Origin of the sequence: Leisingera aquimarina DSM 24565 (assembly GCF_000473165.1) — a bacterium.
GTDB lineage: Bacteria > Pseudomonadota > Alphaproteobacteria > Rhodobacterales > Rhodobacteraceae > Leisingera > Leisingera aquimarina.
The window spans coordinates 49590-64561 of record NZ_KI421505.1 but is presented as its reverse complement, the minus strand read 5'-3'; the positions used below and the strand labels follow the sequence as shown (position 1 = coordinate 64561).

Annotated in this window: 15 protein-coding genes; 8 read left to right on the top strand and 7 right to left on the bottom strand. The window is 63.5% G+C overall.

Annotation, left to right across the window (positions count from 1 at the left end):
- Positions 1-7: 7 nt before the first annotated feature.
- Complete coding sequence (locus AQUI_RS0125655) at positions 8-1210, bottom strand: methionine gamma-lyase (RefSeq protein ID WP_027260055.1); 1203 nt, start codon at positions 1208-1210, stop codon at positions 8-10.
- A 114-nt stretch (positions 1211-1324) separates the two neighbouring features.
- Here AQUI_RS0125655 and AQUI_RS0125650 point away from each other — a divergent pair, with 114 nt between their 5' ends.
- Positions 1325-1783: an Lrp/AsnC family transcriptional regulator gene (locus AQUI_RS0125650; RefSeq protein WP_027260054.1), complete on the top strand. Its 459-nt coding sequence runs from the start codon at positions 1325-1327 to the stop codon at positions 1781-1783.
- A gap of 300 nt (positions 1784-2083) precedes the next feature.
- Positions 2084-2377 (top strand): DDE-type integrase/transposase/recombinase, encoded by a 294-nt coding sequence (locus AQUI_RS32610; protein ID WP_084294565.1) that lies wholly within the window; start codon positions 2084-2086, stop codon positions 2375-2377.
- Here AQUI_RS32610 and AQUI_RS0125640 read toward each other — a convergent pair.
- Positions 2311-3687, bottom strand: coding sequence for an O-antigen ligase family protein (locus tag AQUI_RS0125640; protein WP_156916943.1), 1377 nt, complete (start codon positions 3685-3687; stop codon positions 2311-2313). The two genes, AQUI_RS32610 and AQUI_RS0125640, sit on opposite strands and share 67 nt — an antisense overlap.
- 325 nt (positions 3688-4012) lie before the next feature.
- Here AQUI_RS0125640 and AQUI_RS28980 point away from each other — a divergent pair, with 325 nt between their 5' ends.
- From AQUI_RS28980 to AQUI_RS0125610, 6 genes are all read left to right on the top strand, one after another.
- A complete protein-coding gene (locus AQUI_RS28980) occupies positions 4013-5188 on the top strand; it encodes a polysaccharide biosynthesis/export family protein (protein ID WP_051372060.1) in 1176 nt (391 codons plus the stop codon).
- Positions 5189-5202: 14 nt separating this feature from the next.
- Entirely contained in the window at positions 5203-5964 is a 762-nt protein-coding gene (locus AQUI_RS0125630) for a metallophosphoesterase family protein (RefSeq protein ID WP_084294563.1), read from the top strand.
- A 172-nt stretch (positions 5965-6136) separates the two neighbouring features.
- On the top strand, positions 6137-6853 hold the full coding sequence (locus AQUI_RS29560; protein ID WP_156916942.1) for a hypothetical protein: 717 nt from the start codon (positions 6137-6139) through the stop codon (positions 6851-6853).
- Between the two features lie 71 nt (positions 6854-6924).
- Complete coding sequence (locus tag AQUI_RS0125620; protein ID WP_027260050.1) at positions 6925-9240, top strand: Wzz/FepE/Etk N-terminal domain-containing protein; 2316 nt, start codon at positions 6925-6927, stop codon at positions 9238-9240.
- On the top strand, positions 9230-9751 hold the full coding sequence (locus tag AQUI_RS0125615; RefSeq protein ID WP_027260049.1) for a hypothetical protein: 522 nt from the start codon (positions 9230-9232) through the stop codon (positions 9749-9751). The genes AQUI_RS0125620 and AQUI_RS0125615 overlap by 11 nt, the downstream gene beginning before the upstream one ends.
- Before the next feature lie 230 nt (positions 9752-9981).
- Entirely contained in the window at positions 9982-10545 is a 564-nt protein-coding gene (locus AQUI_RS0125610) for a sugar transferase (protein WP_084294567.1), read from the top strand.
- 28 nt (positions 10546-10573) lie between these two features.
- On the opposite strand, the gene AQUI_RS28965 is transcribed toward AQUI_RS0125610, so the two are convergent.
- The 5 genes from AQUI_RS28965 to rfbC form a co-directional block, all read right to left on the bottom strand.
- Complete coding sequence (locus AQUI_RS28965) at positions 10574-11254, bottom strand: transglutaminase-like cysteine peptidase (protein WP_051372058.1); 681 nt, start codon at positions 11252-11254, stop codon at positions 10574-10576.
- Between the two features lie 230 nt (positions 11255-11484).
- Entirely contained in the window at positions 11485-12375 is an 891-nt protein-coding gene (gene rfbA, locus AQUI_RS0125600; RefSeq protein ID WP_027260047.1) for a glucose-1-phosphate thymidylyltransferase RfbA, read from the bottom strand.
- A complete protein-coding gene (rfbD, locus tag AQUI_RS0125595) occupies positions 12372-13220 on the bottom strand; it encodes a dTDP-4-dehydrorhamnose reductase (RefSeq protein WP_027260046.1) in 849 nt (282 codons plus the stop codon). Before rfbD ends, rfbA begins: the two co-directional genes overlap by 4 nt.
- Positions 13221-13329: 109 nt before the next feature.
- On the bottom strand, positions 13330-14382 hold the full coding sequence (gene rfbB / locus AQUI_RS0125590) for a dTDP-glucose 4,6-dehydratase (RefSeq protein ID WP_027260045.1): 1053 nt from the start codon (positions 14380-14382) through the stop codon (positions 13330-13332).
- A 32-nt stretch (positions 14383-14414) separates the two neighbouring features.
- On the bottom strand, positions 14415-14969 hold the full coding sequence (rfbC, locus tag AQUI_RS0125585) for a dTDP-4-dehydrorhamnose 3,5-epimerase (RefSeq protein ID WP_027260044.1): 555 nt from the start codon (positions 14967-14969) through the stop codon (positions 14415-14417).
- Positions 14970-14972: the final 3 nt, after the last annotated feature.

Below are 14972 nucleotides of genomic sequence, written 5' to 3'. Positions count from 1 at the left end.
TGTCTCCTTATTCGGCGGCGTGCTGCACAGGGGCGGGCAGGGCCTGCGCCAGATCAGCCAGGATGTCCTCGACCTCTTCCAAGCCGACGGACAGGCGGATCAGCCCGTCGCTGATGCCATGTTCGGCGCGCTCTTCAGGCGTATAGGTCGAATGGGTCATCGACGCCGGGTGCTGGATCAGGGTCTCTGCATCGCCCAGCGATACCGCGCGCTGGATCATCTGCAGGCCGTTCATCAGCGCGATGCCGCCAGCCAGGCCGCCCTCGACCTCAAACGCGATCATCGCGCCGGGCTGGTCCATCTGACGTTTCGCCACGTCATGCTGCGGGAAGCTTTCAAGGCCTGGGAAGTGCATTGTGCGGACCGCCGGATGGGCGGCGAGGAAGTCTGCCACCACCCTGGCCGAGGCGCAGTGGCGGTCCATCCGCAGGTTCAGTGTCTTCAGACCGCGCAGGATCAGCATCGCATTGAACGGCGCCATCACCGCTCCGGTCATGTCTTTCATGCCGACCAGACGGATTTCGGCGATCTGCTCGGCGCGGCCCGCAACCAGCCCGGCCACCACATCGCCATGGCCGCCGAGGTATTTGGTGGCGGAATGCAGCACAATATCGGCGCCCAGTTCAATCGGGCGGGTCAGATACGGGGTGGAATAGGTGTTGTCGACCACCAGCTGGGCACCGGCAGCATGGGCGATCCCGGCCGCACCGGCGATGTCTACCAGACGCATGTTGGGATTGGCCGGCGTTTCGAAGTAGACCACCCGCGTCTTGGCGGAGACCGCTTTGCGCAGGTTGTCCAGATCGCTCATGTCGACATGGGTGATGGTGACGCCCCATTTCGCCAGCCCGTGGCGCATGAAGGCAAAGGTGCAGCCATAAAGCGTCTTGTCGACGATGACTTCGTCTCCTGGCGACAGCAGCGTCCACAGCACAGCGGTCACCGCCCCCATGCCGCTGGCCAGCGCCAGGCCCGCTTCTGCCCCCTCCAGCGTGGCGATGCGCTGCTCCAGCAGATCGCAGGTCGGGTTTGAGATGCGGCTGTAGATATGGCCCGCGCGCTCCCCCGCAAACATCTCGCCGCCTGCCTCGGCAGTCTCGAATGCAAAGGTCGATGTCAGGTGCAAAGGCGGCGTCAATGCGCCCTCGTGATCCTGCGGGTCATAGGCATGGTGAATGGCGCGGGTGGCAAAGCCGTCGGGGCGGGTCATGGCTGTCTCCTCAATCTGATTTCAGCCATAATACGCCTGATTGAAGGGTAATGGATTGCGAATGATGCTTCAATGAATGTAACTATTGGCAGATACTGCCAATTCGGGGTCCTCATGGATAACAAGGACAGACAAATCATCCGCGCGCTGCAGCAGGACGGGCGGATGACAAACCAGGAGCTTGCCGAGGCGGTCAACCTGTCTCCGTCGCCCTGCCTGCGGCGGGTCCGGAACCTTGAAGCCAAGGGGATTATCCGCGGCTACAGCGCTGATGCGGATGCCGCCGCCTGCGGGCTGGCGATCACCGTCTTTGTGCGCATCCGCCTGGAACGGCATAACGAAACGGACGTCCAGAATTTCGAACGGCGGATGCAGATGATCGAAGACGTGCTGGAATGCCACGTGCTGACCGGAGCAATGGACTATCAGTTGCGCGTTCTGGTGCCTGATCTGGAAGCCTATGAGAATTTCATCCGCCACCGTATTCACCCGATTGGCGGCATCGCATCGATCGACACCAGTTTTGTCTACGGCACAGTGAAACGCACCGCAGTCTTTCCCTTGTCTGACTGAGCCCGGGCTTTCCGGGTCAAATGACGGGAAACTTGGGCCTATTGCTCCCTTTGCAAGGCCGTCGCTAAGGCACCGTAAGGTTAATGTGGCGGTCTGTGCTAAATGCGACATGACGGCATGGCTGATACCCGCCTCTATCGCTGTTACCGTTTCCCGCCTGACGTGATTGCTTACACTGTCTGGCCGTATTTCCGGTTCGCCTGAGCCTGCGTATGGTCGAAGACCTTCAGTTGGAGCGCGGCATCATCGCGGCACATCAGGCAATGCGGGCGGGGGCGGAAAAAATTCGGGTGGTAGTTCTTGAAAACGATCCGTCTCCGGTCGGTTGGCAGGCTCGGTGGCAAACAGCATCTGGACGAAGTTGTCATCTCTATCGGAGGCGGCAAGCATTGGCCTTGGCGGGCCGTTGATCAGGAGGAGTTCGTGCTGGATGCGTTGGTTCAAGCCCGCCGCGACCGGCAGGCTGCCCTTCGGATGAAGCGGAAGCTGTTGTCTCGGCAGTGCCTTCCGCCACGGGTTTTGCTGGATCACTGGCGGTGCGGGGTTTCCAGGGCCGAGATGGCGCAGCCGGCGCCCAGCAGGGCGGCGAAATAATAGGCGATGCCGGGGATCTGCAGCGGGAAGTCGACCAGTGAATGGGCCGAAACAAAGGCCAGTGCGCCCAGGGTCAGCACCGGGATTGCGCGCAGGGAGCGCCGCCACCGCAGGCCGGCGAGGCAGCTATTCAGAATCAGCCGGACGCTGAGGCCCAGCAGCAGCAGGGCGGCAGGCAGGCCGAACCCCAGGATGAGTTCAAGATAGGAGTTATGAGCCCGGTGCCAGCTGCCTTCGGTGCCAAGGCAGACCGGATCCCGGTAGCTGGGAAACACCTCGGCAAAGGTGCCAAAGCCGGTGCCGGTCCACAGGTTGTCCCGGATCGCGGCAAGCGTGCCGGCCCAGGCGCACCAGCGCGGATCGCGGGCGGGGCCGCTGAGCCGCGAGAACACCGGTTCGCCGAACAGCAGCAGCAGCAGGCAGCCGCCGCCCAGCACCAGCAGCACCCGGCCGGCCCGGCCGCTGCGGCGCGCTTGGGCAGAGACAATCGCCAGGCACAGGAACAGCAGCGGCAGGCTGAGCATGGCGCCTGCCCGCGACCGGGTTGCGAAAATGGCAATCAGCACCGCAAACAGCAGCAGCCAAAGCGCCGGCTGCGCAAGACTGATGCGGGCAGGGGAGGGGGGCGGGCCAGACCGCCGCAACCGGGGCGCGGGTTTGAGGATCTGGAGGCTGCCGGCCAGGGCAAAGGCCGTGAGGCCGAAAAACGAGGCGGCAGCATTGCGATTCACAAACACGCCGGAAAAGCTGCCATGGCTGACCGGGTAGCTGGTAAAGACCTGTGCCTGGGGAAAAAACACCTCAAGCACGATGGACAGCAGCACAATGGCAGCGCCGGTTAGCGACAGTGCGACCCAGACGCGTTTGGCGGAGCGGGGGGATTGGCACAGGATCAGGGTGCTGAAAAACACCAGGCCGGGCAGGATCAGCGCCGGCAGCGCCGCCAGGGTGCGCAGCGGGCTGACCGAGAGATAGCCTGCGCTGAGGTCCAGCGCGGCGGCGGCCTGCTGCCAGACCGGGTGGGTCAGGGGGCCGATCGGCAGCGGGACCATCTGCAGCCCGCCCCAGAGCGCCGCCAAAGTCAGGATCAGCGCGGTGAATTGCACCAGGCGGCGGATGTCCGGAGAGGGCGTTTTAACGGGCAGGCAGACCAGGGCCAGCAGGGCCGCCAGGCATCCCGTTATCTGGGTATAGGGCGGGGAAACCGAGCCGTTGAACAGCGCCGCCAGGAACAGGACAGCTGCCAGACCGGCCCGGCAGAAATCCCGGCAGCGGTGCGGAGAAACCGCATAGGTGGCTTTTTGCAGCACGTTCACGCCGCCCGGTCAACCGGCAGCGGTATCACCCTGCGATACCGGAAATGCAGGGGCTCTGCCGGCCAGCTGCAGGGCAGAGAAGTTTCAGGGGGACCGTGAACTTGGACAGATAGCATGGGGAACGGCTTGGTGATTGCAGAATTGGGTTAAAACGCAACGGGATTAATTGCACGCATTGAGGTTATACAACTCAATCCGCAAATGAATCATTAAATTTTATTAGAACTCTTTATTTTCGGTAATTTCTGCTAAAAAGGCCATCAGGGTGGTATGTTTCAGCCTGTGCAAAATGCTTTGGACGCGTAGAATTGAGAACCCGATGATTTGCAAACGAACCCTTGGCCTGTTGTTGGTGCCTGTTCTTGCGGGCGCGTGCAGCTTTCTGCCCCGCAACGGCCCGGATGAGACCGCGATTCTGGAAAAATCCTCCAGCCATTTGCAGGCCGAAGACGCGACGCTGGGCTATAACTATGTGGTTGTTGATGTGAACCGGGAGGTCATCCCGTTTGTCACCAAGGACGATAGCAGCTCGTTTTCGACCTTTGGTGCCAGCAGCGCCGAGGTGCCGAGCATCCGGCTGGGCGCGGGCGATGTGATACAGATCACCATTTTCGAGGACCAGTCGGGCGGGCTGTTCATCCCCAAGGAAGCCGGGGTGCGGCCGGGCAATTTTGTCACCCTGCCAGCCCAGGAGATCGGTCGCAAGGGCATGATCTCGGTGCCTTATGCGGGCAAGATCCGGGCGGCCGGCAATACCCCCTCGGCGGTGGAGGATATCATCGAGCGCCAGCTGGAGGAAAAAGCGATCAACCCGGCGGTGACAATCGAGGTCGTGGAGGCGAATTACCCGCGCGCCTCGGTGATTGGCGAAGTGGAGGAGGCCGGCGTGTTCACCCTGCGCAACAGCGGCGACCGGGTGCTGGATCTGGTGGCCCAGGCCGGCGGTATCACCGGCGAGGATCATGAGACTTTTGTCACCCTGTCGCGGGGGCGGCAAAGCGCCAAGATCGCCTATGAAGCGTTGACGGCCAATCCGCGTGAAAACGTCTTTGTGGCGCCGGGGGACAACATCAATATTTCCAGCGAGAGCAAGAAATTCTACGCCTTCGGTGCAACCGGTACAGTGGGGGAATTCACCTTTGGCGCGGCTACCGTGGATCTGAACGGCGCCGTTGCCCAAGCTGTTGGCCTGGATGACAACCAGGCCGATCCGGCGCATGTGTTCATCTACCGCACCGAGCACCGCCATGCGCTGAAGGAAATGGGCGTGGATGTCTCGGGGTTTGAACAGCATTATATTCCAACGGTTTACCGGGCCAATTTCCGCAAGCCTGACAGTTTCTTCATGGCGCGGAATTTCGACGTGCGGGACGGGGATGTGGTCTATGTCTCCAATGCAGACTCGGTTGCGGTCAGCAAATTCTTCGGGCTGGCGACCACAATTTCGGGTGACACGGTTCAGATCGACGGCGATCTGTCGAACCTGTCCAATTAAGGCGGGCGGGCTTCATGCATGGGTTTTTCAATCGGTTCCGCAATAAGGCAAGCAGGCGCCAGGACGCGGCGTTTGCGCCGCTGGCCCCGGCAGAGGGTTTTGCGGCGGTGGGGGACATTCATGGTTGTTATGACCTGCTGGGCCGGCTGCTGGACCGGATTGCGGTGCAGCCGGACTGCGGGCGGCTGGTGTTCCTGGGCGATTACATCGACCGCGGTGAAAACAGCGCCCAGGTGTTGCAGGCGCTGCACGGGCTGCAGGCCGGCGATCCGGAGGTGGTCTGCCTGCGCGGCAACCACGAGGACATGCTGCTGGGGTTTCTGGACGATCCGCTGGGTGAGGGGCAGGGCTGGCTGCGGCATGGCGGCCGCCAGACCCTTGCAAGTTTCGGCATTGAAGCGGTGCACGCTGGGATGCCGGATCTGAATTGGATTGCGGCGCGCGACAGTTTGCAAAACAGGATGGGCGCCGGGCTGATCAGCTGGATCCGCGCTTTGCCGGCCTATTGGCGGAGCGGCAACGTGGCGGCGGTGCATGCGGGGGCAGACCCGGCGCGGCCAATGGAGGTGCAAGAAGATTACGATCTGGTTTGGGGCCACAGCAATTTCGGGCGGGTGCCACGCCAGGACGGGGTCTGGATTGTCCATGGCCACACGATTGTTGAGGATGTGCGAGCGGAAGGCGGCCGGATTTGCGCGGATACCGGTGCTTTTGCAACCGGGAAGCTGAGTGCGGTTGCGGTTCTTGATGACGGCTTTGAGGTTTTGACCGCCTGACCGTTCGGGAAAGGGCCGGAGAAAGGGCGTGCGTGAAAATTATCGGGGATTTAATTCAAAGCGCATCAATCCGGCAGGCTAGGGTAATTATCTATACACGCAATAGGCGCATCCATTGGATGCAAACGCGCGGCCCCCTCCGCGCCGCGAATAGGGCATTTGAGGTCATGATATGAGTTTTGCGTTTCCTTCAGGAGCCCGTCGGGTGCTGGCGGCCGGGTTTGTTGCAACCTTTGCAGTGTTTCCGCCGCCTGTATCTGGGCAGACGGCGGAAGGCGCGGCCGGGGCAGGCCGGGCGGAAAACCCGCTGCCCCAGGTGGAGGCAAGCCCGGCGGCGCTGGCGCTGTTCCTGGCCGATCCGTCAGGGTTTCTGACCCAAGAAGGTGATCTGGCGGGACTGATTGCCTCGGTCGCCCTGACGGATCCGGACACGGCGGCCAGGATTGCCGGCCTGGCCTCTGCGGAGGGGGTCAGCGCAGAGCAGGCCGCAGCCATTGGCGCAGGCCTGGCGCAGGCCGCAAGCCAGATGACAGCGGACGGGAATTTTCAGCAGGGCGCGGCCATCCTTGTGGCGGTTGCGCAATCTCCCTCTGCCGGGCTGGCGGCGGGGTTCACCGCCGCCTCGGGGGATGTGCAGACAGCGGCCACGAATCCCGCCGCACCGGGGACGCCCGGCGCCGGGCTTGGGGGGCCGGAAGCGGCGGCGGGCGGCGGCGCGGCGGATATCGGCGGCGGTGCTGCGGCCGCAGGCGGCACGCCGGCCACCGGTGCCGGGGAGCCGGGCGGCAACGCTGCGGGCGGCGTATCCGGCAGCACCCCGGGCAGCGGCAGATCCGGCGGCAGTAGCGCAGGCGGGGTGCCGGGCGGTGCTGTCAGCCCGGCCGGTTAGGTGGTTTCCGGGCAACAGCTGCGTTTGCGGACATCCGCTGCGGCAGCTGTTTGCCAGTATTCAGGTGCCAAATGCAGAAGATGACCTATGAACCGATGCGGGTGCCGCAGGCGCCGGAAGGCGGCGGGGCGCAGGACGACGGCCTTGACCTGATGCGGATCTTTGCGGTGGCGAGGCGGCGCTGGCCGGTGTTGCTGCTGGGGCTGGTCTGCGGGCTGCTGCTGGGGATTGCCTATGCGGCAACGGCAACACCGGTCTACACCGCCTCGGCCCATATCAGCGTCGGCTCTGCGGATGCCGAAAACGCCCGCGAACTGTCGGGGGTGTCAGGGGTCCGGCTGGACGTGGATCAGATCACCACTGAAATCCAGGTGCTGCAGTCGGAGCAGATCGCGGCGCGGGTGGTTGCGGCGCTGGATCTGGTGCAGAACGAAGTATTTCTGAGCGAACCCAAAACCGGGCCGGGGCGGGTGGCTGAAGGGGTGAAAGAATTGCTGCGGCTGGCGGCGGCAGCGGCTGTGTCCTGGGTGCAGGACGAACAACCCGCCATTCCGCTGACGCCGCAGGAACTGGCAGAAGCCGCCCGCCAGGATGCCGTCAGCCTGCTGCGGGACAATGTTTCCGTGCGCCAGGTGCAGCGCAGCCGGGTTTTGCAGATCACTTATACCTCGGTCTCTCCGGCGCTGTCGGCGCGGATCGCCAATGCGGTTGCCAATGCCTATATCGAGGATCAGCTGGCCTCGAAATACGAGGCGACCCAGCGCGCCACCAACTGGCTGAAGGAGCGGTCGGATCAGCTGCGGCTTCAGTCCGGCCTGCTGGACAAGGCGGTCGACAGATTCCGGCGCGAAAACAATCTGGCAGGTGCAGGCGGCGATCTGTCGTCGGATATCGAGCTGGAGCTGCTGAACAAGCAGGTGGCGGATCTGCGGGCGGAGCTGCTGGCGCTGCAGGCCCGCAGCAACCGGCTGAACGAGATCGTCACGCAGAATGACACCTCAGCCTTTGTCAGCTCGACCGCCAGCCAATCGATCACTGCAAACCTGCGCAGCCAGTATCTGGAGACCTTGCGGGACTTCAACTATCTGCGCAGCAGCCTGGGCGCGGATCACGCGCAGACCCGGCGGCGCCAGCGCGAGCTGATCCAGTTGGAAGGGCTGATGTTTGAAGAGATCAAACGCTCGGAGGTGGTGGCCCGCAACGATGTGCATGAAGCCCGCGAACGGCTGGCCAGCCTGGAAGCCGCGCAGGCGGTTGCCGCCGAACAGCTGGGGGCGGACAACACAACCCTGGTGGAGCTGCGCGAGATGGAGCGCAGCGCGGAGACCGTGCGCAGCCTTTATACCAGTTTTCTGCAGCGCTATCAGCAATCGCTGCAAGAGCAGAGCTTTCCAGTGTCGGACGCGCGGATCCTGAACCTGGCGCGGGTGCCTGAAACCCCGAGTTCGCCGCAGCTGGCAAAAATCGCTGCCCTGGCCGGCATTCTGGGGGTGCTGCTTGCGGCGGGCTGGAGCGCGCTGCGGGAGGCGGTGGACACCAGGCTGCGCACGGAAGAGCAGATCAGAACCACCCTGGGGCTGGAGTTTCTGGGCGGGCTGGAGAAGATTTCAGCGCCGCAGCACCCGCCGGAGGCGGCGGATCTGCAGCTTGGCAGGCGGAAGGTGCGGTTTCCCGGCATCCTGCGCTATGGTGCCGGGAAGCCGCTGTCAGGATTTGCCGAGACGCTGCGCACTGGCAGGATGAGCCTGACGCTGAAGGCGCCGCAGCGCGGTGCCAGCCAGATCATCGGTGTTGTGTCCTGCTTCCCCGGTGAAGGCAAAACAACCACCGCTGCCAATTTTGCAGCGCTGCTGGCGGCGCAGGGCGCCTCGGTCATGCTGATCGACGGCGATTTGCGCAATCCGGGCCTGACCCGGGCGCTGGCGGGCGATATTGAGCAGGGCCTGGTGGATGTGCTGCTGGACGGGGCGGACTGGCAGGATGTGCTGTGCGTCGAACAAGAGACCGGCGCCCATATCCTGCCGAACCGGCACGGCCGGGCGGTGCATACCGGCGAGCTGCTGGGCGGCCCGGCGATGGAGCATCTTCTGGGCGCCTGTGCGGCGGTCTATGACTGTGTGATTGTCGATCTGCCGCCGCTGGGGCCGGTGGTGGATGCGCGCGCGGTTCTGCACAATCTGGACGGGCTGTTTTTTGTTGCCAAATGGGGGGCCGCCAATGTGAACCACGCCGCTGCCATCCTCGGCAGCGACCCGCGGCTGCGCGGCAAGTGCTATGGCGTCTTTCTGAATATGTTCGACGCGAAAATGGCCGCTGCCTATGGCAGTTGCGAGGGGTCGTCTTATGGCTACGGGAGGGCCTACGCCCGCTATTACCATGACAGCTAAGGCCCTGCTTCTGGCGCTGGCGGCCCTGTGCGCAGGGCTGCAATGGCAGGGTTTGCGCGGCCATCTGAACCACCAGTCGCATCACCGCCTGGCTGCAGAGGCCGGGGCCGGGCGGCTGGAGTCGGCGGACAGCGGGCTGGTGGCGGCGCTGCTGGCCGCGCCAGCCGGAGCGGCAGCGGTGTTTGATCCGCATCTGCACCGCAGCAGGGCGGTTTTGCATCTATACGCGGCAGATCTGATAGCAGCGGCAAAAGGCCTGAACCCGCTGCTGCCCGCATCGGACCCGGAGGCAGCTGCGGCCCGGAAAGCCGCCCTGCGCCAGCTTGAGGCGGCGCTGGCCCGGCAGCCGCTTGACGGCGATCTTTGGCTGCGCCTGGCTGTGATGGGCCGGGCTCTCGGCCTGCCGGAACGGCTACTGGAAACCTATCTGGAACGCTCAAGACTCTCCGCCCCGTACGAAGGCTGGATCCTGCGGCGGCGGGGCGCGCTTCAATTTAATAACAACTTATGAATGTTTAACTGTGCCTTTTTTGGAATCAATTGACACAATTTCTACACAGCACATAATTGCCTAATGTTTACTCGCCTGATTGCGGCGAATGGTTAAAATTTCTGTTAAACCTTAGGTGTTAAAGCTAAATGTTTGACTTTGAATTCCCAGAACGGGATTTGCCTAATAATTCAGTCCGTCCGCCGCGCCGCAGCACCCTGTCCTGCCTTGTGTTTGCTGGGGTCAAGCGGATGTTTGACCTGGTTGTGAGCAGCGGGATCCTGCTGCCGCTGGCACTGATGTGCGCTGCGGGCCTGCTGCTTCTCAACCCGTTTTGGAACCGGGGGCCGTTGCTTTATTCGCAGCTGCGTATGGGGCGGGATTGCCGCCCGTTCACCGCCTACAAGTTCCGGACAATGCGCCCCGCGCCGGAAATCCGCCGCACTGCTGATTGCCCGCTGGAAGAAGAGCGGATCACCCCGCTCGGGCGGTTTCTGCGCCGCGCCCGTTTGGATGAGTTGCCGCAGATTGTTAATGTTTTTAGGGGAGATATGAGCCTGATCGGACCGCGTCCGGATTATATCCACCATGCGCGCAGGTTTCTGGCCGACGTGCCGGGATATCAGGAGCGGCATGCGGTGCGCCCTGGCATCAGCGGCTGGGCCCAGGTGGAGCTTGGGTATATCGAAGGCATTGATGCCACGCGGAACAAAGTGCGTGCCGATCTGCATTACATCGCGAATACGGGTTTTGCAATGGAGGCCCGCATCGTGTGGCGCACACTCAGCGTGATTGTGCGGCGCGGCGGCGCCTGACGCGGGTGCGGACCTGCGGCAACGGGGCTCAGGACAACCCGTCTCCGGCTTGCGGCGCGGCAACCGAATACCAGGCTTTTGGATCTGTTTCCGATTGGATTTTCAAAAACCGGTATCCGGTTTCCCGCCAGGGCCGGATTTCATTTGTGAGATTGTCCAGGGCAAAATCCCTGCCGTGAAAACGTGCAATCAATACGGCATGGCCGGTGCCATCCGGTGCCAGCACCGTTGCCAGCCGGAGTGATTTGGATGGCCAGCCCAAATTAATTAACCTTTTACGCTTTTGAAGTGCATAATCTTCGCAATCGCCCCGTACCGCATTCAGCCGCCATTCATCGGCAATTCCCTGTACGGTGCCGTCTGTTTGCGGGGTGATGTCCCGGTTTACCGCCAGATTGATCCTCACCAGCTCGGCCAGCTGCGCCTGTGCGGAGCGAGCAGGCTGCGGGTTGCCGCCGCGCACTGCGCATTGGCCAGGGTGGCGCAGGCAGAAACGGGCATGGGCCAGGGGCGGCAGCACTTGCCGGGACACTGGCACCAAGGCGGCAGGCTCTTGCGCTGGCGGCGGCTGAACGGCCGCAGCGGGTCCGGCCAGCGCCGCCGCAAGCAAGCCGGCGGCCAGCACCGTGCCGGTGCGGAACAGCAGCTGCTGCCGCATGCGGCAGCCAAGGCCCTGCCCAGGGCGGGTTTCCGTTTGCCGCTGTGCCATTGCGTGCTCCTCGCAGGAAAAATCCGGTTGAGGACAGGCCTATTGGCGCAATCGAGAATGGCTGTGGGACTGCTGTGGCTAGAAAATGGCCCTTGTTGTCAATTTGTTAGGAATTCCTGTCAATTCCCTGCCCGCGCACCCGCAAGCCGCGACCCCCGCGCCGCGCAGCGGCGCCGGGCCCACCGGAAGAGGCTATCTGTGATAGCGGATGACTGGCGGGAGCCTGCCGCCTACTTCAGCAGCCCTTCGAGATAGGCGCCATAGGCGTTCTTGGCGAATTTCTCCGCCCGTGCCTTCAACTGGGCCGCATCAATCCAGCCCTGGCTGTAGGCGATTTCCTCCAGGCAGCCGGTCTGCAGGCCTTGGCGTTCCTGCAGGGTGCGCACGAAATTGCCCGCATCCAGAAGCGAGCCATGGGTGCCGGTATCCAGCCAGGCATAGCCGCGGCCCATGGTTTCAACCCGCAAAGACCCTTCCTCCAGGTACATCTGCAGCAGATCGGTGATTTCCAGCTCGCCGCGCGGCGACGGGGCGACCCGCCGGGCCCGTTCCGGCGCCGTGCCATCCAGGAAATAAAGGCCGGTCACCGCATAATTCGAGGGCGGCACCTCAGGTTTTTCGATGATCTCGCGTGCGCGGCCCGCGTCGTCGAACCCGACTACGCCATAGCGTTCCGGATCTGCCACGTGGTAGCCGAACACAGTGCCGCCTGCTGTTTGTGCATCGGCGGCGGCCAGCAGGTCCGGCAGACCATGGCCAAAGAAGATATTGTCGCCCAGAACCAGCGCCGAGGGGGCGCCGGCCAGGAAGTCCTCGGCCAGGATAAACGCCTGCGCCAGCCCGTCGGGCGAAGGCTGCACCACATAGGTGAGCGACACCCCCCACTGGCTGCCGTCGCCCAGCAGGCGGGTGAACTGCTCCTGGTCCTGCGGCGTGGTGATCACGCAGATCTCGCGGATGCCTGCCAGCATCAGGACGGACAGCGGGTAGTAGATCATCGGCTTGTCATACAAGGGCAGCAGCTGTTTCGAGACCGCCATGGTGATCGGATAAAGCCGGGTGCCCGAGCCGCCCGCCAGAATGATGCCTTTGCGACCCGCGCCGGTCTTGCCGTCAGTCATGCCAATTCTCCCAAATCTTTCAGAATCTCAGTCAACCCCATCCGCCAGTCCGGCTGCGGGATGCCGAAAACCGTCTCCAGTGATGTGCAATCGAGACGTGAATTCAAGGGCCGTGCCGCCGGTGTCGGATAAGCAGCGGTGGGGATATCCTCCACCGTGCAATCCACGTTGGCCTGCGCAAAGATCTCGCGTGCGAAACCCGCCCAGCTGGTCTGCGGGGCGCCTGCAAAATGATAGGTGCCGGGCTTGCCCGGACCCGTCATCAGCTGCCGCGCCATCACAAGACAGGCCGCCGCAATATCCCGCGCCGGGGTCGGCGCGCCGGTCTGATCAGCAACAATGGTCAGGCGGTCACGTTCGCGTCCCAGCCGCAGCATGGTTTTCACAAAGTTGCTGCCATGCGCCGAGACCACCCAGGAGGTGCGCAGGATGGCATATGCGCCGCCCGCAGCGCGCACCGCTTCCTCGCCCGCCAGCTTGGAGCGGCCATAGGCGTTGAGGGGGCTTGCCGCATCGGCCGGTTTCCAGGGGGCTTCGCCGCTGCCGTCAAAGACATAATCGGTGGAGACGGTGACAAAGGGAATGTTCAGCGCGGCGCAGGTCCGTGCCATGGCGCCGGGAGCATCGCCATTGATGACGGCGGCCAGTGCCTCTTCCTCTTCCGCTTTGTCGACGGCGGTGTAGGCAGCGGCATTGATGACGGCGGCAGGCGCATGGGCGCGGATGGCCGCCGCGCAGGCTTCAGGGTCGCTCAGGTTTGCCTGATCGCGGCCCAAGCTGATGATACCCGCATGCGCCGCCAGCTCCCGCGACAGCTGGCCGGTCTTGCCGAAAACAAGGATCATACGCGCCTCCCCTTCATCTTTTCCCAAATACTCCCGTCCCGCTGCCCGGCAGGCGGCTTTGCCGCCGAGAGGGGAGGCCGCTGTCCGCAAGGACAGCCCGGTCACGCCTTCACTTGCCGGTGCCCAGCCGCTGGCCGACGCCGTCGCGGTCCTGCAGGGCACGCCACCAGGCCTCATTGTCGAGATACCATTGCACCGTGCGTTCCAGGCCTTCCTCAACCGTCACCGAGGGCCGCCAGCCGAGTTCGCCGCGGATGCGGCTGGGGTCGATGGCATAGCGCGCATCATGGCCCGGACGGTCCGTCACAAAGGTGATCTGGTCCTTGTAGGACTTGCCATCGGCGCGCGGCCGCTTGCCATCCAGGATCGCACAGAGCGTCTGCACCAGCTCCAGGTTCGAACGCTCATTCTCGCCGCCGATATTGTAGCTGCGCCCCAGTGCGCCCTTTTGCACCACCAAGAGGAGGGCGTCAGCGTGATCCTCCACATACAGCCAGTCGCGCACGTTGGAGCCGTCGCCGTAGATCGGCAGCTCTTTGCCCGCCAGCGCATTGAGGATCACCACCGGGATCAGTTTTTCCGGGAAGTGATAGGGGCCGTAATTGTTGGAGCAATTGGTCAGCACCACCGGCAGGCCATAGGTTTCGGCCCAGGCGCGCACCAGATGGTCGCTGGCGGCCTTGGAAGCGGAATAGGGCGAGCGCGGATCATAGGCGGTGTCTTCGGTGAACATCACCGCGGGGTCGGCAGGCAGGCTGCCGTAGACCTCATCGGTCGAGATGTGATGAAAGCGGAAGTCTTCCGGCTTGCCGGCCGCGGTCCAGTATTTCCGGGCGGCTTCCAGCATCTGATAGGTGCCGGTGATATTGGTCTCGACAAAATCGCCCGGCCCGTCGATCGAGCGGTCGACGTGGGATTCCGCCGCCAGATGCATCACCGCATCGGGTTTGTGGGCCTCAAACACGCGGTCCAGCGCGGCGCGGTCGCGGATGTCGGCCTGCTCAAAGGCATAAAGCGGGCTTTCTGCGGCCTTGGCCACATTCGCCAGGCAGGCGGCATAGGTCAGCGCATCGAGATTCACCACCTGATGGCCGCGGCTGATTGCCAACCGCACCACTGCCGAGCCGATAAAGCCGGCTCCGCCAGTCACCAGTATCTTCATGCCGCGCCTCCGGCTGCGAGTATTTTCATCACTTATCCTTCCCAGGCAAAGGGGCTGTCGAAATCCGCCAGCGCGGGTGCGCTTTTGTCTTTCTCCGACAGGACAGGCGTGCCGTCAAATGCCCAATCGATGCCGCAGCTGTCCCAAGCCACCGCGCCGTCGCAGTCCGGCGCGTAGTAATCGGTGCATTTATAGATCACCTCGGTGTCCGGCGCGCGGGTCAGGAAGCCGTGCAGGAAGCCCTTGGGCACCAGCAATTGCTTGCCGTTCTCTGCGCTCAGCTCAATACCGAACCATTTGCCGTAAGCGGGCGAGCCTTTGCGGATGTCCACCGCCACATCGAACAGGGTGCCCTGGCCGCAGCGCACCAGCTTGTCCTGGGCATGGGGCGGGGATTGGAAATGCAACCCGCGCAGGGTGCCGGTTTGCGCCGAAACAGAATGGTTGTCCTGCACAAAGTCCAGATCGATGCCCTGGGCGGCCAGCCGTTTCCGGTTCCAGCTTTCGCTGAAAAAGCCGCGCGCGTCGCCGAACCGTGCCGGTGTCAGCACCTTCAGCCCTGGCAGCCCTGTTTCGTCTATCTGCATCGC